The 25,822-nt window shown below is 64.7% G+C and carries 17 protein-coding genes; 9 read left to right on the top strand and 8 right to left on the bottom strand.

Going from position 1 to position 25,822, the window contains the following annotated elements; translation table 11 throughout:
• Position 1 precedes the first annotated feature (1 nt).
• Both cobA and NKF27_RS05330 read right to left on the bottom strand, forming a co-directional pair.
• Complete coding sequence (gene cobA / locus NKF27_RS05335) at positions 2 to 967, bottom strand: uroporphyrinogen-III C-methyltransferase (protein ID WP_253555609.1); 966 nt, start codon at positions 965 to 967, stop codon at positions 2 to 4.
• Positions 930 to 3,761 carry a nitrate reductase gene (locus NKF27_RS05330; RefSeq protein WP_253555608.1) on the bottom strand — a complete coding sequence of 944 codons (2,832 nt, stop codon included), beginning with the start codon at positions 3,759 to 3,761 and terminating at the stop codon, positions 930 to 932. Before NKF27_RS05330 ends, cobA begins: the two co-directional genes overlap by 38 nt.
• A 747-nt stretch (positions 3,762 to 4,508) precedes the next feature.
• Between NKF27_RS05330 and NKF27_RS05325 the strand changes: the two genes are divergently transcribed.
• The 6 genes from NKF27_RS05325 to NKF27_RS05300 all read left to right on the top strand — a co-directional run bounded on the left by NKF27_RS05325 (position 4,509) and on the right by NKF27_RS05300 (position 12,738).
• Positions 4,509 to 5,108 (top strand): ANTAR domain-containing response regulator, encoded by a 600-nt coding sequence (locus NKF27_RS05325; protein ID WP_253555607.1) that lies wholly within the window; start codon positions 4,509 to 4,511, stop codon positions 5,106 to 5,108.
• Positions 5,105 to 6,220 carry a CmpA/NrtA family ABC transporter substrate-binding protein gene (locus NKF27_RS05320; RefSeq protein WP_253555606.1) on the top strand — a complete coding sequence of 372 codons (1,116 nt, stop codon included), beginning with the start codon at positions 5,105 to 5,107 and terminating at the stop codon, positions 6,218 to 6,220. The genes NKF27_RS05325 and NKF27_RS05320 overlap by 4 nt, the downstream gene beginning before the upstream one ends.
• 324 nt (positions 6,221 to 6,544) lie before the next feature.
• Positions 6,545 to 7,858, top strand: a complete 1,314-nt coding sequence (locus tag NKF27_RS05315) for an NAD(P)/FAD-dependent oxidoreductase (protein ID WP_253555604.1) — start codon at positions 6,545 to 6,547, stop codon at positions 7,856 to 7,858.
• Positions 7,858 to 10,425 carry a nitrite reductase large subunit NirB gene (nirB, locus tag NKF27_RS05310; protein ID WP_301271181.1) on the top strand — a complete coding sequence of 856 codons (2,568 nt, stop codon included), beginning with the start codon at positions 7,858 to 7,860 and terminating at the stop codon, positions 10,423 to 10,425. The genes NKF27_RS05315 and nirB overlap by 1 nt, the downstream gene beginning before the upstream one ends.
• Before the next feature lie 77 nt (positions 10,426 to 10,502).
• Entirely contained in the window at positions 10,503 to 10,868 is a 366-nt protein-coding gene (gene nirD, locus NKF27_RS05305) for a nitrite reductase small subunit NirD (protein WP_253555603.1), read from the top strand.
• Positions 10,869 to 11,334: 466 nt separating this feature from the next.
• A complete protein-coding gene (locus NKF27_RS05300; protein ID WP_124802560.1) occupies positions 11,335 to 12,738 on the top strand; it encodes a PhoH family protein in 1,404 nt (467 codons plus the stop codon).
• 338 nt (positions 12,739 to 13,076) lie between these two features.
• Here the strand turns inward: NKF27_RS05300 and NKF27_RS05295 are convergent, their stop codons facing one another.
• The 4 genes from NKF27_RS05295 to NKF27_RS05280 all read right to left on the bottom strand — a co-directional run bounded on the left by NKF27_RS05295 (position 13,077) and on the right by NKF27_RS05280 (position 18,023).
• The gene (locus NKF27_RS05295) at positions 13,077 to 14,642 is read right to left on the bottom strand and encodes a sensor domain-containing diguanylate cyclase (RefSeq protein ID WP_253555602.1); all 1,566 of its coding nucleotides are present in this window, start codon (positions 14,640 to 14,642) and stop codon (positions 13,077 to 13,079) included.
• Between the two features lie 186 nt (positions 14,643 to 14,828).
• Positions 14,829 to 15,491, bottom strand: coding sequence for an alpha/beta hydrolase (locus tag NKF27_RS05290; RefSeq protein WP_108131499.1), 663 nt, complete (start codon positions 15,489 to 15,491; stop codon positions 14,829 to 14,831).
• A 273-nt stretch (positions 15,492 to 15,764) separates the two neighbouring features.
• Positions 15,765 to 17,534, bottom strand: a complete 1,770-nt coding sequence (locus NKF27_RS05285; protein ID WP_222569209.1) for an SLC13 family permease — start codon at positions 17,532 to 17,534, stop codon at positions 15,765 to 15,767.
• 282 nt (positions 17,535 to 17,816) lie between these two features.
• Positions 17,817 to 18,023, bottom strand: a complete 207-nt coding sequence (locus tag NKF27_RS05280; RefSeq protein WP_045994373.1) for a cold-shock protein — start codon at positions 18,021 to 18,023, stop codon at positions 17,817 to 17,819.
• Positions 18,024 to 18,424: 401 nt separating this feature from the next.
• On the opposite strand from NKF27_RS05280, the gene NKF27_RS05275 reads away from it, so the two are divergent.
• Complete coding sequence (locus NKF27_RS05275; protein WP_253555601.1) at positions 18,425 to 20,074, top strand: FMN-binding glutamate synthase family protein; 1,650 nt, start codon at positions 18,425 to 18,427, stop codon at positions 20,072 to 20,074.
• 101 nt (positions 20,075 to 20,175) lie between these two features.
• Here NKF27_RS05275 and NKF27_RS05270 read toward each other — a convergent pair whose 3' ends face one another.
• A complete protein-coding gene (locus tag NKF27_RS05270) occupies positions 20,176 to 21,171 on the bottom strand; it encodes a cation diffusion facilitator family transporter (RefSeq protein ID WP_253555600.1) in 996 nt (331 codons plus the stop codon).
• Positions 21,172 to 21,431: 260 nt separating this feature from the next.
• Here NKF27_RS05270 and NKF27_RS05265 point away from each other — a divergent pair, with 260 nt between their 5' ends.
• A complete protein-coding gene (locus tag NKF27_RS05265) occupies positions 21,432 to 23,366 on the top strand; it encodes an alkaline phosphatase D family protein (protein WP_108131497.1) in 1,935 nt (644 codons plus the stop codon).
• A 62-nt stretch (positions 23,367 to 23,428) separates the two neighbouring features.
• Here NKF27_RS05265 and NKF27_RS05260 read toward each other — a convergent pair whose 3' ends face one another.
• Positions 23,429 to 24,562, bottom strand: coding sequence for an AI-2E family transporter (locus NKF27_RS05260; RefSeq protein WP_045994370.1), 1,134 nt, complete (start codon positions 24,560 to 24,562; stop codon positions 23,429 to 23,431).
• A 321-nt stretch (positions 24,563 to 24,883) separates the two neighbouring features.
• On the opposite strand from NKF27_RS05260, the gene NKF27_RS05255 reads away from it, so the two are divergent.
• Entirely contained in the window at positions 24,884 to 25,756 is an 873-nt protein-coding gene (locus NKF27_RS05255) for an SIMPL domain-containing protein (protein ID WP_253555599.1), read from the top strand.
• The last annotated feature ends 66 nt before the right edge of the window (positions 25,757 to 25,822 follow it).

Raw genomic sequence — 25,822 nt, 5'->3', positions numbered from 1 at the left:
TCTACGACAGGCAGGCAGCCGGTTCAGCAACGCTCGCCCGGCTGCCGGCGACCCGCGACACCACGCCGCCGACGATGATCAGGCAGGGGGATGGCAGGGGGTTCTGCGCCAGGCGCCGATCGATATCGCCAAGGGTGCCCACCAACGCGGCCATCTCGGGAAGACTGGCGTTGGCCACCAGCATCACCGGCCAGTCCTGTGGCAGGCCTGCACCACGCAGGCCGCGAGTAATCGCGCCAAGCTTGTTGAGCCCCATGTAGAACACCAGGGTCTCGTCGCGTCGGGCCAGCGATGCCCAGTCCGGCTCGCCCCCCTCGCGACACTGTTGGGCGGTGATCAGACGAAGACTCTGGGCGTGGCCGCGATCGGTCAGCGGAATCCCCATGGCGGCGCAGGCGCTGGCCGCCGCTGAGATGCCGGGCACGATCTCACGCGCAATGCCGGCCTCGTCGAGGGCGTCGAGTTCTTCCCCGAGGCGCCCGAAGATGCCTGGATCGCCGCCCTTGAGGCGCACCACCGCCTTGCCCTGGCGCGCCAGCGCCACCAGCAGGGTGCCGATCTGCGCCTGATCGACGCTGTGGTGGCCCCTGGCCTTGCCGACATAGTGGCGCTCGACGCCGGCCGGAATCATCGCCAGCACCTCGGGCCCCACCAGGCGGTCGTAGACCACCGCGTCGGCGTGTTCGATCCGATCCAGCGCCTTGAGCGTCAGCAACTCCCCCGCACCGCTGCCCGCCCCCACCAGCGCGACCCGGCCAACGGCGCCGCCTGACCGATGGCCAGCGCCGCTGGCAGCGGACCGGGACGCCAGCCGATCGGCCCAATGCTGGCTTTGCCATGCCAGTCGCCCCAGCAGCATCGACAGCCCTTCCAGACGACGTGCCAGCCAAGGCGTCGTCCCCGCTTCAGCAAGGTGACCCAGCCGGTCTCTAGGCCGACTGGGGTTGTGCGCGCTCGATGCGACCACGGCTCTTCTCCTCTTCCACCAGACTCTTCAATTCGGGAATACAACTGCCGCACTGGGTCCCGCAGGCCAATCGCGCGCCGAGCGCCTCGACACTGTCGTCGCCGGCACGAATCGCCCGCTGGATCGGGGTACGCCCCACCTGATGGCAGCTACACACGATCGGCCCCTGGTCGGCGGCGCCGTCATGACAGGCCGCCAGCACTCGCCGCCGATGCTGCTGACCCATGGCCTCGCCACGTGCGGCCTCGTCGAAGCGCTCGCACAGCCAGCCAAGCCCCGGCAGTTCGCTGACCGGACCAACCATCAGCCACCAGCACAGGCGTCCTTGCTCGAACCCCGCCAGGCGCCAGCGACCGCTGGCCGGGTCCTGGGCCACCGGGCCCAGCTCCCCCGGCAACTGGCGTGCGGCCCAATCGAGCCAGTCGCGTTCGATACCCGATTTCTCGACGCTCCCTTTCTCAACATCCCCTGGCTCGATCGGCTCACCGGCCAGTTGCCATCGCTCCGCCGAGGCAAGCGGGACCCGCGTCCAGTAATTCGTCCCCTCGACCACTCGCGCGGCCAGGCCCGAACCCTCGGGTGGTCCCTGCTGGGCCAGTGCCCGGGAAACCACCAGGGTCGCCTCCCAGGCGTGCTGCAGCGGCGTGACCGCCACCGCGCCATGCTTGGTCTCCGGCTGGCCAGAAAGCGGATCGACGTCCGGGGCGAACAGGCTCCCCGCCAGTGGTGAGTGACTGAAGCGCGGTGTCCAGTGGATGGGCACGAACACTTCCCCACGGCGCTGGGCGGCGGAGACCCTGACGCGGGCGCGCATCTCGCCGCTGCGCGAGCGGATCCTGGCGAGCCCCTGGTCACACAGCCCCAGGGCCTCGGCGTCATCCCGATGGACCTCGACGAAGGGCTCGGAGCGGTGATTCATCAGTCGGCTGGCCCTGGCGGTACGGGTCATGGTGTGCCACTGATCGCGCACCCGCCCCGAATTCAGCCGCAGCGGATAGTCGGCGTCAGGCGCCTGGCGCGGCGCCCGCGCGCTCACCGGCCACAACCGCGCCCGGCCGCTCTCGGTGTAGAAGCGGCCGTTCTCGAACAGCCGCGCGGTGCCTCGTGGTGCGCTTGCCGTCACCGGCCACTGGATCGGTTCGAGATCGTCGTACTCGACCCGGGACAGCCCCGCCAGCCCGGAAATATCGAAGGCCCGCCGTCCCTGGTTGTCGAGGCCCGACAGGCGCGCATGCTCGTCGAAGATCTCGCAGGGGTGGTCATAGGCGAAGGCCTCGCCGAAGCCCAGGCGCTCGGCCACGCGGCACAGGATCCACCAGTCGTGGCGGGCCTCGCCAGGCGGCGGCAGGAGCCCACGCTGGCGCGAGATACGCCGTTCGGAGTTGGTGACGGTACCGTCCTTTTCCGACCAGCCGCTGGCCGGCAGCACGATATCGGCGAGCTCCACCAGGTCGGTGTCGGCCATGCACTCCGACACGATCACCAGCGGACAGCGCTCGATGGCGCGGCGCACCCGGTCGGCATCCGGCAGGCTCACCAGAGGGTTGGTGGCCATGATCCACAGCGCCTGGATGTCGCCGCGCTCGACGGCCTGAAACAGTTCGACGGCCTTGTGGCCGGGCTCCCGGGGCAGCGTCGGCACCAGCGCCTCGGTCGACCAGAAGCGCGTCAGCCGTTCGATGGCGCCCGGGGTGTGGTAGTCCATATGGGCGGCCAGCTGATTGGCCAGTCCGCCGACCTCGCGCCCGCCCATGGCGTTGGGCTGGCCGGTGATGGAAAAGGGGCCGGCGCCGGGCAGGCCAATCTTGCCGCCGGCCAGGTGGCAGTTGAGGATGGCCTGGCACTTGTCGGTGCCGCTGGTCGACTGGTTGACCCCCTGGGAGTAAAGCGTGACCACGTGCAGCTGGGTGGCAAACCAGTAGTAGAAGGTCTCGAGGCGCTCGGCGTCGAGATCGCAGGCCGCCGCCACCGCCTCGATGTCCGAGGCCTCGTCCAGGGCGGCGGCAATCGTCTCTTCGGCGCCGTCCACATGGCGCTTCAGATAGACCTCATCGAGCCGTTGGCGACGGGCCATCCAGGCCAGCAGGCCATTGAACAGCAAAGCGTCGCTGCCGGGACGCAGCCCCAGGTACAGATCGGCGATCTCGCAGCTGTCGGTGACCCGAGGATCGATGACCACGACCCGCATCAGCGGATTGCGGGTCTTGGCCAGACGCAGCCGCTGATACAGCACCGGATGGTTCCAGGCCAGATTGGACCCCACCAGCACCACCAGTTCGGCCTCTTCCAGGTCCTCGTAGTTGCAGGGGACTGCGTCGGCGCCCAGGGTGCGCTTGTAGGCCGCCACCGCCGACGCCATGCACAGCCGCGAGTTGGTATCCAGGTGCGGTGTCCCGAGAAACCCCTTGAACAGCTTGTTGGCGACGTAGTAGTCCTCGGTCAATAGCTGCCCGGACAGGTAGCCGGCAATGGCCTCTGGACCGCTGCCCTCGGCAATCGCTCCCATACGCTCGGCGACGGCGTCCAGCGCGCTGTCCCAGTCGGTTTCGCGACCGTCCACCCTGGGCCGCGTCAAGCGCCCCTGGCCGCCCAGGGTCTCCGCCAGGGCCGAACCCTTGACGCACAGGCGCCCGAAGTTGGCCGGGTGATCCTGGTCGCCCTGGAGGGTGACCGACTCGCCATCGCGACGAAGCTCGACGCCGCAGCCGACCCCGCAGTAGGGACAGGTGGTGCCTGTGGCCTCGCCGCTCACACCGCTGTCGTTCTCCGTGCTGTCGCTATCCGTCCGGGTCATCGCGCTCTCCTGTCGGCCATCTTGCTGCCTTGGCATATCGTCGGCATCTCATCGGCAGATCATCGCTCCGCTATCGGCCGGGCCTTGATCGGTCGGGTCTTGCTGAGGCCCAAACGCACGACGCCCATCCCGTCGAGCGAGGCTCGAGGAGATGGGCGTCGTTGCCGGATGAAATCCCGCGCTGGATTTCGTGTCTGCTAGCGCCCGTCGCGAACGTTCTGTCGGCTCGGCCCACGCCGCCATCAGCGTCGGGTCCCGTCCTGGCTCGGCCTAGTGATCTGGCTCGGCTTAATCATCTGGCTCGGCCTTGCGATCTGGCTCGGCTTAGTGATGCCCATGGCACCAACAACGGCACTAGCTTTGCCAGTAACCAAAGCAAACCCTGTGCCAGAACACCGCAATCGCCCCTTGTCGCGCGAAAAGCCGGTGCCAGCCAATTGAAGCCACGAAGTTTTTTTATGCCGGTTATCCAGGCGATGGTGGCTGGAAGACTTGCGACAGCCCACGAGTTCGCACCACAACGAACGATGATGGATACCGCCTACGCACCCTTTCGGTGCGTGAGCGCCATCCCGGTGTAACGGCAGGCGCTCGGCAGGCACGTTTCATTTGGCTATCTCCATGACAGAAAACGACAAGACGGAAAGTGGAACGCCTTTTGCGCTGGCAGGTACAGAGCACCCAAGGTGCACCCTTCATCACGTCGACTCGAGCCCTATCGAGCGACCGCATCATCGAGCCACGCCCATGCCCGAACACGACACCTTGAAGGTCCTGCTGGTCGACGACGAGATAGTGCGCGCCGCCATGGTCGAAGAGGCGCTTGCGCTGGACGGACACCAGGTGGTCTGCCGGCTGTCCAGCCCAGCCAGCCTCAACGACATGGTGCAGCAGCATCAACCCGACGTGGTCATCATCGACATGGAATCGCCTGACCGGGACACCCTGGAGAGCATGGCGCTGCTGCAGCGGGAGAACCCTCGACCGGTGGTGTTCTTCGCCGACCAGCACGACCCCGAATCGCTCAAGGCGGCGGTGAAGGCCGGCGTCAGCGCCTATGTGGTGGACGGTCTGGCGGCCAACCGCGTCAAGGCGGTCATCGATGTCGCCATCGCCCGCTTCGAAGCCTTTCAGGGAATGCGCCGCGACCTCGACAAGGCACGCAATCAGCTCGCCGACCGCAAGCGCATCGAACAGGCCAAGGGCCTGTTGATGAAGCATCAGAGCTGCGATGAGGAACAGGCCTACCGCATGCTGCGCAAGCTGGCCATGGACCGCGGCCAGCGCATCGCCCTGGTCGCCCAGAACGTCATCGACATCCTCAAGCCACTGGAGAAGGGATCATGAGTCCATCGCTGTCTTCTGACGCGGCCAGCACGTCCAGAACTGGCGCGCCGCATCCACCCGAGCTCGCCAGCCTGACCCTGGGATTCGTGCCACTGCTGGATGCTGCCCTGTTGATCATCGCCCGGGAAGGCGGCTTCTTCGCCGCCCAGGGAGTCGAGGTCAGCCTGTCACGCGAGAACGCCTGGTCCACCCTGCGCGACAAGGTCGCCGCCGGCCTGCTTGACGGCGCCCAGATGCTGGCGCCGATGCCGCTGGCCATGAGCCTGGGGTTGTCCCGCGCGCCTTGTGACACCCTGGCCGCCGCGGTGCTGAGCCGCCAGGGCAATACGCTGGTGCTGTCTCGCCGCCTGGCCGATGCGGTTGGCGCTTCGGTCGACAACGGGGAGGCAGGTGCCTTCGGCGTAGCCAGCGAGCTGGCCCGAGGCTTGAAGGCCTCGCTGAAACAAGGCGAAAGGCCACGCCTTGCCATGGTCTACCCCTACTCCTGCCAGCATCTATTGCTGCGTGACTGGCTCGCCCGCGGCGACATCGATGCCGACCGCGAGGTCGAACTGGTCGCGCTGCCGCCCCCGCGCATGGTAGATGCCCTGCGCGAAGGCGAGATCGATGGCTTCTGCGTCGGCGAACCCTGGGGCAGCCTGGCCCAGCATCGCCAGGTGGGTCGAGTGGTGGCCAGCGGCGCGGAACTGATGCCGGCGCATCCCGAGAAGGTGCTGGGGGTGACGGCCTCCTGGGCGCGGCGCTACCCGAATACCCTGGCCGCCCTGCTGCGCGCCCTCCAGGCCGCCGCCCTGTGGCTGGACAAGGCGCCCGAGGCCAGGCGCCAGACCCTGGCCTGGCTGGCGCTGCCCCCCTACCTCGATGAAGCCGTCGGCCATCTCGATGAGCTGCCACTGGAAGCCGCCCCAGGCTACCCCTGCATCGGTGAGCGACTGCGCCCACTGACGGCAGACTTCGAGGGGTTGATCCAGCGGTTGTCGCCACTGCTCGAGGCTCGCGGGCGGCAGCTCGACGCGGCCACCCTGGAGGAGTGCTACAGCGCTGTGCATTACGACGCCGCCACGCACCAGTACGGTGCCGACGCAGCCGGAACCCTGCCTGGCCGGCGCTGACGCCAGCCCCGAAGACCTCCTCCAACAGTCTGTTTTATCAGCGCAAAACGTAAAACAGGCATGGAACTTGGATAGCATGTAACAAGTGCCGGCGAATGCCGGCGGCGATCAACGGCGATCGCACCGACCCTGGACAAAGACGTCTCTTCACCCTCCGACGCCGGAGGTGTGAGAGACGTCTTTGGCGTTTTTGGAGTCCATGCCATGCCCCGTTCCAACAGGCCCCGTTCCAACAGGTCCCGTTCCATCAGGTCCCGTTCCACTGGACCTTCTGACTCAAGACCACGTTCCGCCAGCCTCTCGGACTTGAAGTCGTGTTCCGAAATGACCAATGCCGCCTCGTCTTCGCCGGCGACCCCTGACGATGCGCGTCTTCCCCATCTGGTGATCGTCGGCAACGGCATGGCCGCGCATCGATTGATCGAGACCCTGGCGGCCCAGGGTGGTGCCCCGCGACACATCACCGTGATCGGCGCCGAACCGCACGCCGCCTACAACCGCATTCTGCTGTCGAGCTGGTTGGCCGGCGATGTCGAGCAGGATGGGTTGACGCTGACACCGCCGCATGACGCGGCCGTCACGGTCGACCGGCGCCTGGGCGCCCGGGTGGAGCGGATCGATCGTACCCGGCGCCTGGTGGAATGCGACGACGGCGAGGTGATCCCCTACGACCACCTGGTCCTGGCGCTGGGTTCGCGCAGCGCCATGCCGCAGATCCCCGGCATCACGCTGACGGGCGTATCAGGCTTTCGCGATCTGGACGATGCGGCGCGCCTGGCCGAAGCAGCAAAGGCTGGCGGCGCGGCGGTGGTGGTCGGTGGTGGCCTGCTGGGCCTGGAGGCCGCCGCCGGCCTCGCCGCCAGAGGCATGCAGGTGTGCGTGCTGCAGCGCTCGCCCCGCCTGATGAACCGGCAGCTGGACGCCACCGCCAGCGCCATGTTGGCAAGCGAAATCGAAGGTCGCGGCATCCATCTGAAGACCGGTGCGAGGCTGACCGAGATCGTTGGCGATGAGCACGGCAAGGTGATCGGCGTGCGCCTGGAAGACGACGAGCACCTGCTGCCGGCGAACTGCGTGGTGATCGCCGCCGGCATCACCCCCAACGCCGAGCTGGGCAGGGCTGCGGGTCTCGATTGCGATCGCGCCATCGTCGTCGATGACACCCTGGCCACCTCGGACCCTGACATTTCCGCCCTCGGCGAATGCTGCCAGTTCGAGGACACCACCTACGGCCTGGTGGAGCCGATCTGGCATCAGATCGAGGTACTGGCCAGTCGCCTGTGCGGCGAGCCGACGGCGCCGTACCACGAACGCGCCTGCGCCACCAAGCTCAAGGTATCCGGCGTCTCGCTGTATGCCTTCGGCCCCACCGAGGCCGAGGACGGCCATGAGGTGCTCAGCTACCGCGATCAGGGGGAATACCGCCGGCTGCTGCTTCGCGACGGCCGGCTCGAGGGCGCCGTACTGTACGGCGACACCCGCATGGGCCCCTGGCTGTTCCGACTCGCCGAGCAACGCCTGCGACTGGACCGAGTGCGCCACTCGCTGTTGCTGGGCCAGGCCGATACCGAGGCCCTGCTGGCGGACGACGCCACCACCGACACCGACCCATCGACCACCGAACAGGATGCCGCCTGATGTCCAGTACAAAGCACAATCTCGCCGCACACAATGCTCCCGACAGCGACGCCACGGATACCCGCCCCACCCTGGTCGTGGTAGGCAACGGCATGGTCGGTCACCACCTGGTCGAGCAGCTGGTCGAACGTGATCAGCACCGCCGCTACCGCATTGTGGTGTTCGGCGAGGAACGTCATCTGGCCTACGACCGAGTGCACCTGTCGGAGTACTTCAGTGGCCGCGACGCCCAGTCCCTGGCGCTCTCCACCGCCGACTACTACGCCGAGCACGGCATCGAGCTCAAGTTGCACCAGGCGGTCACCGCCATCGATCGCGATGCACGGCGCGTTCACACCGACGCTGGCTACCTCGACTTCGACCGTCTGGTGCTGGCCACCGGTTCCTTCCCCTTCGTCCCGCCGATTCCCGGCAATGATCGCGAGGGCTGCCTGGTCTACCGCACCCTGGACGATCTCGACGCCATTCGCGCCGCTGCCGCCACCGCCAATACCGGCGTGGTGGTGGGGGGCGGACTGCTCGGGCTGGAGGCCGCCAACGCCCTGCGCGGCCTCGACCTGGACGCCGCGGTGGTCGAATTTGCCCCGCGCCTGATGCCGATGCAGGTGGACGAGCAAGGCGGTGAACTGCTCAAGGAAAAGATCGAGGGCCTGGGCGTCCAGGTGCTGACCGAAAGAGCGACCCGCGAGATCGTCCCCGGTGAAGCCAGCCGTCTGCGCATGGTATTTCAGGACGACAAGGTGCTGGAGACCGATCTGATCGTGTTCTCCGCCGGTATACGCCCCCGGGACGAGCTGGCCCGCGAGTGCGGGCTCGAGATCGGCGAACGTGGCGGCGTGGTGATCGATGACCACTGCCTGACCAGCGATCCGGCGATCCTCGCGGTGGGCGAGGTCGCGCTGTACAACAACAGCATCTTCGGCCTGGTCGCCCCCGGTTATCAGATGGCCAAGGCCGCGGCCGACACCCTGTGCGGTGGCGATTCGACCTTCACCGGGGCCGACATGAGCACCAAGCTCAAGCTGATGGGGGTCGACGTGGGGGCCATCGGCGACGCCCACGCCAACCGCCATCCCGGCGCCAAGCAGTACCGATACTTCGACCAGATCCAGCAGGTCTATCGCAAGCTGGTGGTCTCCGGTGACGGCAAGCGCCTGCTCGGCGCCATGCTGGTGGGCGACAACTCCGCCTACGACAGCCTGATGCAGTACTACGCCAATGGCCTGGATCTGCCGGCGGACCCCGCCTCGTTGATCGTGCCCTCCAGCGAACCGGCGCCGGCGCTGGGCCCGGACGCCCTGCCGGACAGTGCCACCATCTGCTCGTGCCACAACGTCACCAAGGGCGCCATCAGCGCCGCCATCGACGCCGGCTGCGAGGACCTCGGCGCGGTCAAGGGGACGACCAAGGCCAGTACCGGCTGCGGCGGCTGTGCGGCGCTGCTCAAGAACGTCTTCGACCATGAACTGGCGGCCCGCGGCATGGAGGTCGACACCTCCCTGTGCGAGCACTTCGCCCACACCCGTCAGCAGCTCTTCGATATCGTCCGGGTCGAGGGCATCAAGACCTTCAGCGAATTGATGACCCGACACGGCACCATCCTGGACGACGGGGCGCCGAGTCTCGGCTGTGACGTCTGCAAGCCGGCGGTGGCCTCGATCCTGGCCTCCTGCTTCAACGAGCCGATCACCGACGCGGCGCATATCCCGCTGCAGGATACCAATGACACCTTCATGGCCAACATGCAGAAGAACGGCACCTTTTCCGTGGTGCCGCGTATCGCCGGCGGTGAGATCACCCCGGACAAGCTGATCGTGCTGGGCCAGGTGGGCAAGAAGTACGGCCTCTACACCAAGATCACCGGCGGCCAGCGCATCGACCTGTTCGGCGCGCGGCTGGAAGACCTGCCGGCCATCTGGGAGGAACTGATCGACGCTGGCTTCGAGACCGGACACGCCTACGGCAAGTCGCTGCGCACGGTGAAATCCTGCGTCGGCAGCAGCTGGTGCCGCTACGGCGTCCAGGACAGCGTCGGCATGGCGCTGCGACTCGAGCATCGCTACAAGGGGCTGCGCTCGCCCCACAAGCTCAAGTTTGCGGTGTCCGGCTGCACCCGCGAGTGCGCCGAGGCCCAGAGCAAGGACATCGGCGTCATCGCCACCGAGCATGGCTGGAACCTGTACGTCTGTGGCAACGGCGGCATGCGTCCACGTCATGCAGAGCTGTTCGCCACCGACCTGGATGACCAGGCGCTGATCCAGGCCATCGACCGTCTGCTGATGTTCTACGTGCGCACCGCCGATCGCCTGCAGCGGACTTCTGTATGGCGCGAAAACCTCGAGGGAGGTCTCGACTATCTCAAGGCGGTGGTGCTCGACGACAGTCTGGGCATCGGCGAGGAACTCGAACGCCAGATGCAGCACGTCATCGATACCTACGAGTGCGAGTGGGCAGGCGCCCTGGCCGATCCGGACAAGCTCAAGCGCTTTCGCAGTTACGTCAATGACAGCCGCCCCGACCCGGACATCATCGTCACCGAGGAACGCGGCCAGCTCCGCCCCGCCTGAGCAAGCCCTCGTTTCCGCCCTCGTGACCGATAGCGCGTCACGAGACGGGGCATCGACAACGACACAAGGAGTCTCCCATGACCGCATCTTCCATCAGCCGTTCGCTGGATTGGATACCACTGTGCCAGCGCAGTGACCTGGTGCCCTTTTCCGGAGTCGCCGCCTGGATCGACAGCGCCGAGGGCCCCGCCCAGGTGGCGCTGTTCTACCTGCCCGGGCATAGCCCGGAGCTCTTCGCCATCGACCACCACGACCCCATCGCCAAGGCCAATGTCCTGGCCCGAGGCATCGTCGGCGATATCCAGGGAGAGCCGGTGGTGGCCTCCCCCCTGTACAAGCAGCACTTTCGCCTGAAAGACGGCAGTTGCGTGGAAGACGCTAGCGTCTCGCTGCGTACCTGGGCGGTGGCATTCGATCAGGACAGCGTGATGATCGCGCCCTGAGCGCTGCAGCATTCCGGCACGGGGCTTTCCACCGTAAAAGCTGGCAGGAACCGCCATTTCCGGCGCGCTGGCCTTCGCCGCCGACTCCCTGCTGACCGGCCTCGTGGTGACGGGAAAGTTGATCGAAGAGTTGACCTGATAGCGCAGCGTTGACACTTCGCCCTTGCAGCATTTTTGTCATCGTCCATGCTTGACCCAAGGGCACCGCTGGACCGAATCAGGGTCCAATGGAAAGAAGCGCCGTTCAGCGGCACGTCGTGCGCCACAGCGGGACGTGCTGCGTGGAACGACCAGCAAGCCCAAGGGTTTGAGAATCGGTTGAGAACCGTTTCATGGCCACAGGAGGAGCCTATCGTGTGCAATCCGACACCTTGGCGGCTGTCACATTCCTGACATCGCGCGCTGAGAGTGTCGACATCAAGGCGTCATGTTGACGCCCAAGGTGACAATCAGGAGAGCTGTGCCGATGGTACGCATCGACAAGAAGGCCACCCGACTGTACGTGCTGGACACCAACGTACTGATCCATGATCCCAGCGCCCTCTACCAGTTCGAAGAGCACGAAGTGGTTATCCCCATGACCGTGCTCGAGGAGCTCGACAAGCACAAGAATGGCATCCGCGAAATCGCCCGCACCGCCCGGCAAGTCAGCCGGACCCTCTCTGACCTGACCGCCAACGTCGACATCGACCAGATCCGCCAAGGAATTCCCATCACCCGCGTCAGCGGGCCAGATGGCCGACTACGACTGCTCTGCTACTCCGACCTCACCCTCCCCGACAACCTCGAAGACAGCCCCGACAATCGCCTGCTCGGCGAGACCTGCCGACTGCGTCAGGAACGCCCGGACGCCTCGGTGATCCTGGTCACCAAGGACATCAACCTGCGGGTCAAGGCCGCTGCCCTCGGCGTGCCGGTCGAGGACTACCTGACCGACCGCGCCTTCGATGACTCCGACGCCATGACCGACGGTGTCGCCGTGTATGAGGACGCCGGCCGAGGCCTATGGGACGCCATGGCGCTGGACGTCAAGGTCGAGCGCGACCATGACCGTGTCATCTATCGCCTGAGTGGCGAGATTCCTCAGCACTGGCACCTGGGCATGCTGGTGTCCGACGCCGACAGCGAGGCCAGCTTCGAAGCCATCGTGCGCGAACTCGCCCCCCACCAGGCCACCCTGGAGCTTCTGACCAACTATCGCCACGGCGCCAGCGTCTGGGGGGTACACGCCCACGACAGCCGTCAGAACTTCACCTTGAACCTGCTGATGGATGACGCCGTGGACCTGGTCACGGTGGCCGGCAGCGCCGGCACCGGCAAGACCTTCATGACCCTGGCCGCGGCCTTCCAGCAGACCCTCGATACCAAGCGTTTCGAACGAGTGGTGTTCACCCGAGCGCCGATCTCGATGAGCGAGGACATCGGCTTTCTGCCCGGCACCGAAGAGGAAAAGATGTCGCCCTGGATGGGCGCCTTCCACGACAACATGGATAACCTGCTGCGCGACGAACATGACGGAAGTTCGACGTGGAACCAGGACGCCACGCGCCAGTTGCTCGGCTCACGCGTGCAGATCCGGGCACCGGGCTTTATGCGCGGGCGAACCCTCAACGATACCTTCCTGATCATCGACGAGGCCCAGAACTTTACGCCCAAGCAGCTGAAGAGCTTGATCACCCGAGCAGGACGCAATACCAAGATCGTCTGTCTGGGCAACGTTGGCCAGATCGACACTCCCTACCTCACCGCCAATACCTGCGGCATGGCAGCGGTGGTTCAGAACTTCAAGAATTGGCCGCATGCAGGCCACGTGACCTTGAAGAGCGTCGAGCGCTCACGCCTGGCCCTGGCCGGCGAAGAGCTGTTGTAGCGCCCCCCCCAATAAAACGAAAGCGCCCCTGCCCGAAAAGGCGGGGGCGCTGGCGTCTAGAGAGCCGACATGGCATGCCGACGGTGGCGCGCTCACTACAACAACGTCACTACAACAACGTCACTACAGCACCGTTAAAAAGCTGGCCACATGCCGGCCAGCTCTTCATAAGACACGTTGAAGAGCGTCGAGCGCTCGCGCCTGGCCCTGGCCGGCGAAGAGCTGTTGTAGCGCCCCCCAACGAAACGAAAGTGCCCCCAACGAATCGAAAGCTCCCCCGCCCGAAAAGGCGGAGGCGCTGGCGTTCGGCCCGGAGCTGACACGTTCACTTGTCCCGGTCACTTGTCCCGGTTCATGGCCTTCTCGATCAGTTCCTCGGACTCGCTCTTGGGTGTCTTCTCGATCATCTCCTCCGCTTCGGCGTAAAGGCAGACGTAGGTCTGGCAGGAAGCGCAGTGCACCTTTTCATCGGGATTCTTGGTGCTGGGGACTCGCATGTTGTAGCTGCCGCAGTTCGGGCAGGGCTTGGGGATCCGCAGATCTTCGCTCAACGCCATCTCGATCTCCTTGTAGATGGTGGATGATGCCAGGGCCTTGCCCAACGCGAGGTTATCGCGTTCATACTCAGGAAGGAGGCCCTTCAATTGGTTGCGACCGGCACGCTTGGCATCGTAGAGCGCTCCGTCCACACGCCGCATGGCCATGTCGAGACTTTCGTCCTGCCCGACACAGATGGCTCCCATGCTCACCGTTACCTTGAGGGCACGACGGTCGACCTTCAAGGTCGATGCTTCCACGTTGCTTCGAAGACGCTCCAGTATGTCCCAGGCGTCTTCGGCATGAACGTCACCGAGCAGTACCAGAAATTCTTCGCCCCCGATACGCGCCAGCAGGTCATAGGGGCGCAGGCTCAGACGACAGGTATCGGCGAAAGCCTTCAGCACCATGTCCCCGGCGGCGTGGCCGTAGGCATCGTTCAGTGACTTGAAATGGTCAAGATCCAGCATCGCCAGCACCGCTGGCTCGCCACGGCGCCGCAATCGGGCGAGTACCCGCGCTCCTGCCTCGAGGAAGGCACGGCGATTCATCACGCCGGTGAGGACATCGGTGCTGACCAGCTTGGCGACACGCGACTCCGCCTGCTTGCGCTGGGTCACATCCAGCAGCAGGCCATCCCAGACCACGGTGCCGTCATCGAATCGCTGGGGCGTGCCCCTGGCCTCGAACCAGCGCTGACCTTCCGCGACGGTCTCCTGAGCATCACCCAGGGTGATGTCCAGGTGCCAGGGTGTAAGGCTGACCAGGGACTGGGCAAGCGCCAGCATAAACTGCTCACGCGCATCTTCGTCCAGCCTGGAAAGCACGACCTCGACGTCTTCCAGGGCGCTTTGAGGAGAAAGCCCCGTCTGGGATTCGAAGCCAGGTCCCAGGTAGTCAAACGACAAGCCTCCCCCGGGCGACTGGCGCAGCCGGAACACCACTCCCGGGAGCCTCGCCATGCGGCTTTCAATGGTGCGGCTCAGTCGCTGAGCTGACGCCGCCTGCAGTTGCAGCCGGCTGACGTCGTGCTTCATCAGCATCCAGCGGGCAGCGCACCACGACACCGGGTGGATGCTGGTACCAAGGTGACGTAGACAACCAACCCCGTCACAGGCCACCACGCCTTCCCAGCTCCCGCCCCCCTCGCGACAACGCGCAAGGGCCAGCTCCAGTGTCTCAGCTGCCGTACTGCAATGAACATCGGTCAGGCGCAGCCCCCTGATGTCAGCCAGAGACTTGCCCAGTTCACTGCACTGACGAGCGTTCGCCCAGACGATGGTTCCTTCATGGTCCAGCAACAAGGCGGCCCCCGGCGCGGCGCCCAGCAGGGCCTCGGCCCCCGACTCCCCATCACTGACCGTCATGGTCTGTGGGGGTGTGCCACTCTCAGCCTTTGTCTTGTCGCGACGGAAAAACCTCCATACAGACATCACCCTGCATCCCGTAAGCTTTTTCTTAATTTTTTGTACGAAAAAAGCTTAGAAGAACCAGACTTCCTTCGCAGGATGAAAAGTCTCATGTTCGCAGGCTGAGCAAAGCAGCCTAAGGACTCACTGTCCCAGCAGCTCACTCATCCACTCGCCGATATCCCCGATCTGCTGCGGGCAGACCGCGTGAGCCATGGGATACTGACGATAGACGGTGTGATAGCCAAGCTCCTCCAGACGAGCGAAGGCGGCTCGGCCCAGGGATTCGGGTACCACCGGATCCATGCTGCCGTGATGGATTTCCACCCTCAGGTCGCGATTGGCCTCGTTCAGCTCGATCGAGTTCGCGGTGGCGAAGTAGGTGGACATCGCCAGCAGACCGCCCAGCGGCTTGTCAAAGCTGAAGGCGGCCTCGTAGGCAACGGCCCCACCCTGGGAAAACCCGGCCAGCAGGATACGTCGGCTGTCGATGCCGGCATCGATCTGGGACTGTATGACGCCCTTGATCCGCTCGGCCGACAGCCGCAGCTGCATCTCGTCCACCCGACGGTCCAGGCTCATCTCGAGAATGTCGTACCAGGCGGGCATGACCATGCCACCATTGATGGTGACCGGCAGGCGCGGTGCATGGGGCAGGATAAATCGGATCTGAGCGTAACCGGGCCTTGGCAGCATGGGCACCACCGGCTCGAAGTCACGTCCATCCGCTCCCAGGCCGTGAAGAATGATCATGCAGGCGTCCGCTTCGCCTCGGGGCTCGATGACCAGCTGGTCGTTGTCGCTCATGGGCAGATCTCAGTCTATGTTGCAAAGCACAACCTCCTAGCCTACCGCAATGCGCCAGAGGGGACGAGCCAAACAAGTAAAGCGACCCGGCTACCGAGAAGCACACAAGGGGTCTCAGGCTTAATCTGAAAAATCGACGAGCGAAGGTTAGACAAGGCAAAAATCGGTGAGACAGCGCAGTTTACGGGGTGTAAATGAGTATGTTGACCGGGCTGGCGCACCAGCCGATTTTTAACGCCGTATTACCGAGTGCAGGCACTTTTCAGACAAGCCTCAGAACGGCCAGAAAAAGGGTGTCAGCACCAGCACCACCACCGCGGTCAGTAGATTCAGGGGGCCGCCGAGCTTGAGGTAATCCTGAACCCGGTAGCCACCGGGGCCCATGACCATCAGATTGGTCTGATAGCCAATCGGGGTGAGAAAACTGGCCGATGCGGCAAACATCACCACGACCACGTAGGGCAAGGGATTGACGCCGAGACTCTCGGCCCCAGCCATGGCGATGGGGAAGGTAATGACCGCTGCGGCATTGTTGGTCACCAGCGAGGTCAGCAGCGCTACCACACAGTAGGTGCCCACCAGCAGCGCCCAGGGACTGTCGCCGACGACACTCAGCAGCCCACGGGCCACCACATCTGCTGCCCCGGACGTCTGCAGTGCGGCGCCCAGGCCAAAGGATGCGGCGATGGTCAGTAACACCTGGGTGTCCATGCCGCGACGGGCACTGCGGACGCTGACACAGCCGCTCAACAGGGCTGCCGTGGCGCCCAGCATGGCGGCGTTCATCATGCTCATCAGTCCGGTGGAGGCCAGCACCACCACCGTCGCCAGGATCGCCCAGGCGCGTAGCGCTCGATCGAAGGCTGGCCTGGCCTGACCATTGACCTGGCTGATCAACAGGAAGTCCTGAGACTGTCGATGACGTTCGATAAAGGCCGGGCGCGCCTCGAGCAACAGCACATCGGAGGGTTGCAGACGAATCTGTCCGAGGCTACCCGCCACCCTGCGCCCGCCACGACAGACCGCCAGCACAGCGGCGCCATAGAGCGTGCGAAAATGGCCGTCGCGAATCTTCTGCCCGATGAACTGGCACTGGTCGGAGACTACCGCTTCCACCAGGCGGCGCTCGCGAAACTCCTTCTCAAGATGCGACTCCCCCGGACGGGATGGCCTCAGACCGCGCATCTGCTGCAATTCCACGGCCCCCTCAGTGGTGCCGGCAAAGACCAGGTGATCCCCGCCCTTGAGACGTTCACCCGGCCCCACCACGCTGACCACATTGCCACCGCGTTCGATTTCCACCAGGAAGAGCCCGGAAAGATGCCGCAGCCCGGCCTCTTCGACGGTGCGGTCGACCAGCGGCCCCTGCGGATCCACTTCCATTTCGATGGTGAACTCGCGCAGGTTGGCGAAGGCCTCCTCGCTGCCGGGGCGCCTGGACAGCAGACGAGGCGTTACTACCAGCAGGTAGACGACCCCAACCAGCGCCATGGGCACGCCCACCCAGGCGATTTCGAACAGCCCCAGGTGGAGGTCCGGGAAGCGCTCCTGCATCAGCGAATGCACCACCAGATTGGTGCTGGTACCCATCAGGGTGACGGTGCCGCCGAGGATCGAAGCGAAGCTCAGCGGCATCAGCAACAACTGCGGGGCAATCGAGAAGCGACGCCCCCAGCTGATCACCGCAGGGATGAAGGTGGCCACCACCGGCGTGTTGTTGAGCAGCCCGCTGACGGCGGTGACGGGCCACACCAGGCGTGACAAGGCGTGACGTTCGCCGGAGGGGCGTCCCAGCACGTGACGAATGATCAGATCGATACCACCGGTATCACGCAGACTGGCGACCAGGATGTAGAGGAAGGCGACCGTGAACAGGCCACTGTTGGAAAAACCGCCCAACGCCTGCTCGGCGTCGATGACCCCAAGGCTCAGAAGCACCACAAGAGCCCCCATCAGCACCATGTCGGGGCCGAGACGGGTCAGCGCCATCAACGGGAAGACGGCACAGGCAACGGAAAGGGCGATCCAGGCATCCAGCGACATGAGGTGGCCTTGCTGAAGAGAATCAGCCTATTGTGCCTCCCTCACCTTATTCTAAATAGTTACAATGTATTATTTTTTTATCTCTTTCAGGCATATAAGGCCTTCACCCTATGCCACAGCGCCTTTGCGAGAGATTCACCCCGTTTGCGGGTGTCCTTTACCGGCCCCCACCCGGGGCGCAGAACGACACATCAGAAATGCAAAAAGGCCCGCCGTAGCGAGCCTTTTCCATGCATCAAGTGCGATGCATCATGCCGCCTGAGCGGCCATCAAGCGATCGACTTAGTCGATGACCTTGATGTTGGAAGCCTGGAGGCCTTTCTTGCCCTGAGTCACCTCGAAGGAGACCTTCTGGCCATCCTGCAGGGACTTGAAGCCGTCGGCTTGAATCTCGGAGAAGTGAGCGAACAGGTCGTCACCGTTGTCGTCCGGAGAGATGAAGCCGTAGCCCTTAGTGTCGTTGAACCACTTGACGGTACCAGTTGCCATGATCGAATCCTCGACTAGCGTATATACATTACCGGGAGATACCCGAGTTGCAGTGGGTAAAACAAGAAACCTTCCCCCGGAACATCGTCGCCAGGATGCTTCGATGACCTCTGAGACGTTCAACTTGCTAACCAACTGCGAGCAGCATGCGCCGTCTTGGCGCTCAGGTCAAACACTATTTGCACTTGGTTACGAGACGATGACGCTTTGCAGTCACCTGCTGCTGCACCTCACGACTGGCCGGCGGCCGCCTTGAGCACGGCCTCCCGCCTGAGCCATGCCTCCGCCTTTTGCTCCACTGTGCCTGGTCGTCACCCGGTGCCGCGTGCCCTATGCCGGTGACAGGTAATGTGCTTGCATGAGTAAAGAACACAAGAAAACCGTGACTCAGGGAGAACGACATGGCCTCGTACCTTTCACGCCACGCCTCGACCCGCTTCGGCGCCTACTACATCGCCGTCGCCGGCCTGATCGTCAGCCTGCTCGGGATGCTGGCGTCACTATGGTGGCTGACGGGGGTGCTGGTGTTTGGCGCCCTGACCGCGCTGGGCACCTATGACATCGTCCAGCGTCGCCGCACGGTCAGTCGCAACTACCCGATCCTGGCGCATATACGCTACTTCCTGGAATCCATCGGGCCCGAGTTCCGCCAGTACTTCATCGAGGCGGACACCTTCGAGTCGCCCTTCTCCCGCGAGCAGCGCTCGCTGGTCTATCGACGGGCCAAGAGCACCATCGACAAGAAGCCCTTCGGCTCGCTCAGGGACATGAACGCCCCCGGCTACGAGTGGATGGGGCCATCACTGTCACCGGTGGAGATCACCGATCATGACTTCCGTGTGGTCGTCGGCGAGCATCGCGCCAAGCCCTACAAGGCCAGCGTGCTCAATATTTCCGCCATGAGCTTCGGTGCCCTGTCGCCCAATGCCATCAGCGCCCTCAACGAAGGTGCCAAGCTCGGGGGCTTCTACCACACCACCGGGGAAGGGGCGATATCGCCCTACCACCTGCGCGGCGGCGACCTGGTGTGGCAGATCGGTTCCGGCTACTTCGGCTGTCGTCGCGACGACGGTGGATTCGATCGCGACAAGTTCAAGGAGAATGCCCGTCGTGAAGAAGTGAAGATGATCGAGATCAAGCTGTCCCAGGGCGCCAAGCCTGGCCATGGCGGCATCCTGCCCGGGGCCAAGGTGACCGCCGAGATAGCCTCGACTCGCGGCGTGCCCGAAGGCCAGGACGTACTTTCGCCGTCCAAGCACTCCGCCTTCTCCACCCCCTGCGAGATGATCCACTTCATCCAGGAGCTGCGCACCCTCTCCGGCGACAAGCCGGTGGGCATCAAGCTGGCCCTGGGCCATCCCTGGGAATGGTTCGCCATGGTCAAGGCCATGCTGGAATGCGGCGACCGCCCCGACTATATCGTGGTCGACGGTGGCCAGGGCGGCACCGGCGCCGCTCCGCTGGAATTCATCAACCGCCTCGGCATGCCGCTCAACGACGCCCTGATCCTGGTCCACAACACCCTGGTCGGCGCCGGACTGCGCGACGAGATTCGCATCGGCGCCAGCGGCAAGATCATCAGCGCCTTCGACATCGCCCGTACGCTGGCGCTGGGCGCCGACTGGGTCAACATGGCCCGTGGCTTCATGTTCTCGCTGGGCTGCATCCAGGCCCAGAGCTGCCACAACGACCAGTGTCCCAGCGGGGTCGCCACCCAGGACAAGGCCCGCGGCAACCGCCTGGACGTCGAGGACAAGTCGGTGCGGGTGAAGAACTTCCACGCCAATACCAAGTTCGCCCTGTGCGAGATGCTGGAGGCTGCTGGGCTGCATCACCCCAGCGAACTTGGCCCCGAACACATCATCAGGCGCCTCTCCAATGGCAAGGCGCTACCCTACATCAGCCTGATCGACAGCCTGGCACCCAAGGAGTTGCTGGAGGGCGGTGCCAAGAACCATCCGCTGTATCGTGAGTTCTGGGATCTGGCGGATGCTCACAGCTTCGATGCCCCCTGCGCCCTGCACAGTCTGCGACAGACCAAGCTTCTCTAGTCGCCGACCATCCTCGCCCTCCCTGCCTCCAAGGGGGGCGCCCAGCCGCTCTTCCCTATCGGCTTGCCTTGCGCCTGCCTGACTTCATGCAGTGGTGTTGCTCAGCGATGGTCGACGCAGTCTCCCACCTCTTCCAGTTGCATCGTGACATGCTCGATATCGAACCCTTGGGTCAGCACCTCCCGCACTGCCACCAGAGTTGTCTGGTGGTCTTCTCCCGAGCGCACGCCGACGTGCATCGACACCAGATGCCGTCCGGGTGTCAGCGACCAGGCGTGAACATGATGAACGTCGCATACCGCCGGTACCGTCTCGACGACGGCCCGCTTCATGGCATCGATGTCCAGGGATTCCGGAACGCCTTCCAGCAGGATGTGCCCGCTCTGGCGCGTCAGTGTCCAGGCATTCCTGAGGATCAGCAGCGCCACCAGCACCGACAGCAGCGGGTCGATCGGCGTCCATCCGGTCGCCATGATCACCAGCGAGGCAACGATCGCCGCAACGGAACCGAGCAGATCGCCCAGCACGTGCAGCGCAGCACCGCGAATATTCAGATTGTCGCGATCGCCGCCGTGAAGAATCACGAAGACCACGATATTGACCAGCAGTCCCGCCACCGCCACCGTCAACATGACAGGCCCCAGCACCTCGACCGGACTCAGCAGGCGGCGGACCGCTTCGATCGAGATCCAGACCACGATGGCGATCAGGGTCAAGCCGTTGACGAAGGCGGCGAGGATCTGCACCCGGTCATAGCCAAAACTGCGGGCGTCGTCGGCAGGTCGCTTGCTGAGGCGGGCGGCAAACCAGGCCAGCACCAGGGCAGCGCTGTCGGTGAGCATATGGCCGGCGTCGGCCAGCAGCGCCAGCGATCCGGAGACAACACCTCCGACCACCTCGGCCACCATGAAGGACGCGGTCAGCAGGATGCCCCAAGCCAGCCGACGCTGGCTGTCGGTGTGCACATGGCCAATGCCATGGCCATGGCTGTGCGCGTCATGGCCGTGGGGATCGTGCCGATGCTTGTCCCGCTCAGCGTGCTGGTGAGCAGGGCCGTCCGCTCTGGCGCTTTCGGTCGTTCGATGTTCATGAACCATGGGAGTCTCCCGGGAAGACGCGTTCCTCATCCTTGATGCTAGCATTTGCCAGGTGCTGACCCGGACCACTCGCGCAGCCAGGTCAAGACAAGCGCTACCAGACCAGTCAGCTCAACGGCCACCTCGGGAACAGTCTGCAAGGCATACACCGGCGCTCTGGCCTCCTTGCCGCTTACCGTTGATACTCTTGATGTATTCGCCATGCGCGAGGTCTCCCCCCGGAAAGGGGCTTACCGACAGCGAACCGACACAGGACCGCCATGACCGACACCGGAACGTCTCCCGACGACCTTCCCGCTATCCTCGCCGGCCCCATCCTGCGACGCTTGAGTCCCGAACGTCTGCGCATCTGGCTGGTGGCGAGCCGTCCGCTCAGCTTGACCCTCGAGCTGTCACCCAGCGGCGAGTCGCCTCGCCGACAGCCGCTTGGTGAGGACGATTACCGGCTGGTGCCACTGGGCCGCCATGCCCTGCTCTACCTGATCGATGCACCGCTGGATGAGCCTCTGCCCCAGGACACCCGGATCGACTACGACCTCAAGGTGACGGACGAGCGCGAAACCTCACTCGGCGAGCTGGCGCCCCATCTGTGCCATGAAGGGCACGAGACGCCGGCATTCGTGCTGGCATCGAGCCACCGACGCCTGCTGCACGGCTCCTGCCGTCGTCCTCACTACGATGGCCCGGACGGCCTGGCCCATCTGGACAGCTGGCTCGCCCAGCGTCTCGACTGTCCCGAACAGTGGCCGGCCTGGCTGTTGATGACCGGCGACCAGATCTACGCCGATGACGTCGCCGGCCCCTTGCTGGTGGCGATACACGCGCTGATCGAGCGCCTGGGGCTGTTCGACGAGACCCTCGAGGGCTCGACCATCGACGACAGCCAATCGCTCTACGCAAGCCCCTTCAGCTACTATCGACGCGAAGAGTTGCTGCCCGACGTCAAGAGCTCGGCTGCCCTCAAGGATCGCTTCTTCGGGGGCGTTCGCAAGCCGGTGTTCACGTCGGCCAGCGCCGCCAATCACCTGATGACCTTCGCCGAGATGGTGGCCATGTACCTGCTGGTCTGGTCGCCGACGCCGTGGCGCCTCATCGAGTGCCAGCCTCCTGCGCTTGAAGAAGAGCGACGAGAGACCTACGACGACCAGGCCCGGATCATCGACGACTTCGTCGCTACCCTGCCTGCCGCCGCCCGCGTCATGGCCCAGTTGCCGAGCCTGATGATCTTCGATGACCACGACGTCACCGACGACTGGAACCTTACCGCGCAGTGGGAAAGCACGGCTTACGGCCACCCCTTCTCCAAGCGCATCATCGGCAATGCCTTGCTGGCCTATCTGCTGTGTCAGGGCTGGGGCAACGCCCCCGAGCGGTTGAAGACACCGCTGGACGAAGCCCAGGCGCTGTTGAGCGACGCCAACGATAACCAAGGCTGGCTCGACAAGGATCAGCAGGATGCCTGTCTCGAGCGCCTCTTTCGCTTCGAGGGCTGGGAATTTCAGGTCGAGGGCAGTCCACGCCTGGTGGTGCTGGATACCCGCACCCGACGCTGGCGCAACGGGCGCAAGCCCGAACGGCCTTCCGGCCTGATGGACTGGGAGGCGTTATCGGAATTTCAGCAGGAGTTGATCGACGCGCCGTCGGCGGTCATCGTCTCTCCGGCGCCGATGTTCGGGGTCAAGCTGATCGAGACCATCCAGAAATTGTTCACCCTGGCGGGCAAACCGCTGCTGGTGGATGCCGAGAACTGGATGGCCCATCGTGGCGCCGCCAGCGTGATGCTCAACATCTTCCGCCACTCGCGGACCCCGGGGCACTACGTCATCCTGTCTGGCGACGTGCACTACTCCTTCGTCTACGACGTGCGTATCCGTCACCGGCACCAGGGCCCGATGATCTGGCAGATCACCTCCAGCGGCCTCAAGAACTGCTTTCCCGACACTCTGCTGGATACCTTCGATCGTCTCAATCGCTGGCTTTACTCGCCACGCTCGCCGCTCAACTGGTTTACCCAGCGCCGGCCCATGGCGGTGGAGCCCAGGGACCCGGACCGAGCCAAGGCCGGAGAACGCCTGTGGAACGGGCCCGGCATCGGTCTGGTCACCCTGGCCGAGGACGGTAGCCCCGAGGACATCCGTCAGCTCGACGCCCGTGGCATGGAGGTGGTGTTCCCACCGCCCGAGAAGGCGCCATAACCCCGTCCTTGGCTCGCTTGCGTTCAGGTGGTCCATATCGCTGGCTTATGCGCCCGGTCGGTTTACTTGCGCTGGACCGATTCAACCTTGCGTTTCAGCTTGCTCATGCGAGCACGCTCGGCCAGTGGCCGGCTGGCGTCCTCCACCGGGCCACCCTTGGCCGGTCCCAGCAGGTGGGCCATCCAGCGGGTCTGGGGGTGGCTGTCGAGGGCGATCTTCAACGTCATCGTCAGCACCACCGACAGCAACATGCCGGTGACCCCGAAGATCCAGCCCCACACCACCAGCGACAGAAAGGCGACGAAGGTGGACAATCCCAGCGCCCGCCCCATGACCCGCGGTTCGACCAGATTGCCCATGACGAAGTTGATCGACAGATAGGCAAGGCTCAGCAGCAACGCATCGCCCATGCCCCCGTCCGGAGACACCAGCACCAGCAGCACCGCCGGCACCGCGGCGATGGCCGAACCGATGTTGGGGATATAGTTGAGCGCAAAGGCCAGCACCGCCCACAGCAGCGGGAAGTCGACCCCCACCAGCAGACAGGCCACCCACACCAGGGCCCCGGTGACCAGGCTGATCACGGTCTTGACCGCCAGGTAACGCTTGAGGGTGTGGCTGAACTCGTTGAAGCGCTCGAGGCTCGGGGCGGGGTTGGCCAGCGCCCGGGATATCTTGTCGCGGAAGTTCAGGGTCTCGAACAGCATGAACATCACCAGCAGCGCCACCACGACACTCTGCATCATCAGATTGCCGAGCTGGCTGAGCAGTGCCGGAAGCCATTCGCCAAGCTTCTGGGTGTCGAGAAACCCGGCCAGCCGCTGGGTGTCGATGGCAAGCCCCATGCTGGCCAGTCCATCGAGCAGGCGCAGGTAGTATTCGTAGAGCTTTTCCTCGATCCCGGGCAAGGCCTCGGCAAAGGTACCGACACTATTGGCCAGCAACAGCGCCAACAGGATCAGCATGCCGCCGATCACCACCAGCGTGACCCATACCGATAGTCTCAAGCCCAGCCCCCGCTCGTGCAGCCACTGCACCGGGGCGGTACACACCACCGCGATGAACAGCGACAGCAGCACCGGCACCAGCAGGTCTGCACCCGCACGCATGCCGGCGACGATGACCACCAGTGCAGCCAGGGCCAGCGTCAGGTTCAAGGGGAGCCTGCGCTCCTGCGCCTCGACTTCATCTTCCATGGACGGTAGCTCCTCTCGTTAACCAGCCGTCGGCTCGACGGCGTTATCGGCGCCATCATGCCCCGCCAATCGTTTCAGCACAAAGAATCATGACACATGGCGCAACATTGCCAATGTTCCGTGTATCACTCCGGCGACATTGGCCGGCCCAGCCTCAACCATGCAAGGATCGTGGAGACGCTTGAGATCCGGGAACGTCTCGCCGAGGACACCGTCCCAGTCAGTAGGCCCTGGCCGGTGCGGGTACCTGTCAGACTTGTCTGCGACGCGCCCCCTGTTGTTCGCCCTGTCGTTCATCCCCCACGTTACAAGGAGAATCCGATGTCACTCGTCACTCCCTCCGCCCGGTCACGGGCGATGCCGAGCCTTCGCCTGCGCCACCTCAACCGGCTGGCGACGGTGGGGCTCGGCCTGGCGCTGGCTTCTCTGGCCGCCACGCCCTCCCTGGCCGCCGAGTCACCCACGCCACGCTATCTGGATATCCAGGCCCAGTCCGAGCTCAAGGTCGCTCCGGACGAGGCGACCTTGAACGCCCGACTGTGGGAGCTGACACCGGCCATCGCCCAGGAAAAGGACAGTGGTGACCACGGTCAGGCTCTGGCTGAAGCCCGCCAACGCCTGGAGGATCGTGCCGCCGAGCTGATCTCGGCGCTGGAAGACGCGGGTCTTTCCCGCGAGGCGATCAACGCCGGATCGCTGCGGGTACAGCAGGAGATGCTGCATCAAACACGCCAGGGCAACGACAACCCCATCCCCATGGTACGTACTCGCCTTGAACGTCCGGTAACCCTGGCGATCAGCGATCTCGATAGCCTTCCGACCCTGCTCGACGCCCTGACCGAAGCCGGCGTCAATGCACTGGACGGCGTCAGCTACGATCTTGCCGACCGCGACGCGGCCAGCGACCGCGCTCTGACCCAGGCGCTCGAGCGCGCCAGGGCCAAGGCCGAACTGATGGCGGACGCCCTGGGAGTGGAGCTCGGTGAGGTGATCCATGTCAGCGAGACCAACGCCCCGGTGTTTCAGCCACGCATGATGGCGATGCGCGCCGACATGGCCGAAAGCGGCGGCAACGCCGACTACAGCCCCGGCAGCCTCACCATCGACGCCGGCGTCCAGGTCCGCTGGGGGCTGGCCGAGGCAACCGCGGATATCGATCAGGATCGCCAGCAGGTCCCGGCTGCGCCGCAATGACGATAGCGGCGACGTCAGCCCGACGGCCATGGCATCGGTGGCCAACGAGTCGCACCCGCCCAACGG

The organism is Halomonas sp. DN3 (assembly GCF_024137905.1).
Lineage (GTDB): Bacteria > Pseudomonadota > Gammaproteobacteria > Pseudomonadales > Halomonadaceae > Halomonas > Halomonas litopenaei.
Note: the sequence above shows the minus strand (reverse complement) of the source record. Positions and strands in the feature narration are given on the sequence as shown.

Bases quoted from the DNA above. Each gene is read 5' to 3' on its own strand.
- NKF27_RS05330 (WP_253555608.1), bottom strand. From the start codon at position 3,761: ATGACCCGGACGGATAGCGACAGCACGGAGAACGACAGCGGTGTGAGC.
- nirD (WP_253555603.1), top strand. From the start codon at position 10,503: ATGACCGCATCTTCCATCAGCCGTTCGCTGGATTGGATACCACTGTGC.
- NKF27_RS05280 (WP_045994373.1), bottom strand. From the start codon at position 18,023: ATGGCAACTGGTACCGTCAAGTGGTTCAACGACACTAAGGGCTACGGC.
- NKF27_RS05265 (WP_108131497.1), top strand. From the start codon at position 21,432: ATGACCGACACCGGAACGTCTCCCGACGACCTTCCCGCTATCCTCGCC.
- NKF27_RS05295 (WP_253555602.1), bottom strand. From the start codon at position 14,642: ATGACGGTCAGTGATGGGGAGTCGGGGGCCGAGGCCCTGCTGGGCGCC.
- NKF27_RS05275 (WP_253555601.1), top strand. From the start codon at position 18,425: ATGGCCTCGTACCTTTCACGCCACGCCTCGACCCGCTTCGGCGCCTAC.
- NKF27_RS05315 (WP_253555604.1), top strand. From the start codon at position 6,545: ATGACCAATGCCGCCTCGTCTTCGCCGGCGACCCCTGACGATGCGCGT.
- NKF27_RS05260 (WP_045994370.1), bottom strand. From the start codon at position 24,562: ATGGAAGATGAAGTCGAGGCGCAGGAGCGCAGGCTCCCCTTGAACCTG.
- NKF27_RS05290 (WP_108131499.1), bottom strand. From the start codon at position 15,491: ATGAGCGACAACGACCAGCTGGTCATCGAGCCCCGAGGCGAAGCGGAC.
- NKF27_RS05300 (WP_124802560.1), top strand. From the start codon at position 11,335: ATGGTACGCATCGACAAGAAGGCCACCCGACTGTACGTGCTGGACACC.
- NKF27_RS05285 (WP_222569209.1), bottom strand. From the start codon at position 17,534: ATGTCGCTGGATGCCTGGATCGCCCTTTCCGTTGCCTGTGCCGTCTTC.
- nirB (WP_301271181.1), top strand. From the start codon at position 7,858: ATGTCCAGTACAAAGCACAATCTCGCCGCACACAATGCTCCCGACAGC.
- NKF27_RS05255 (WP_253555599.1), top strand. From the start codon at position 24,884: ATGTCACTCGTCACTCCCTCCGCCCGGTCACGGGCGATGCCGAGCCTT.
- NKF27_RS05325 (WP_253555607.1), top strand. From the start codon at position 4,509: ATGCCCGAACACGACACCTTGAAGGTCCTGCTGGTCGACGACGAGATA.
- NKF27_RS05270 (WP_253555600.1), bottom strand. From the start codon at position 21,171: ATGGTTCATGAACATCGAACGACCGAAAGCGCCAGAGCGGACGGCCCT.
- NKF27_RS05320 (WP_253555606.1), top strand. From the start codon at position 5,105: ATGAGTCCATCGCTGTCTTCTGACGCGGCCAGCACGTCCAGAACTGGC.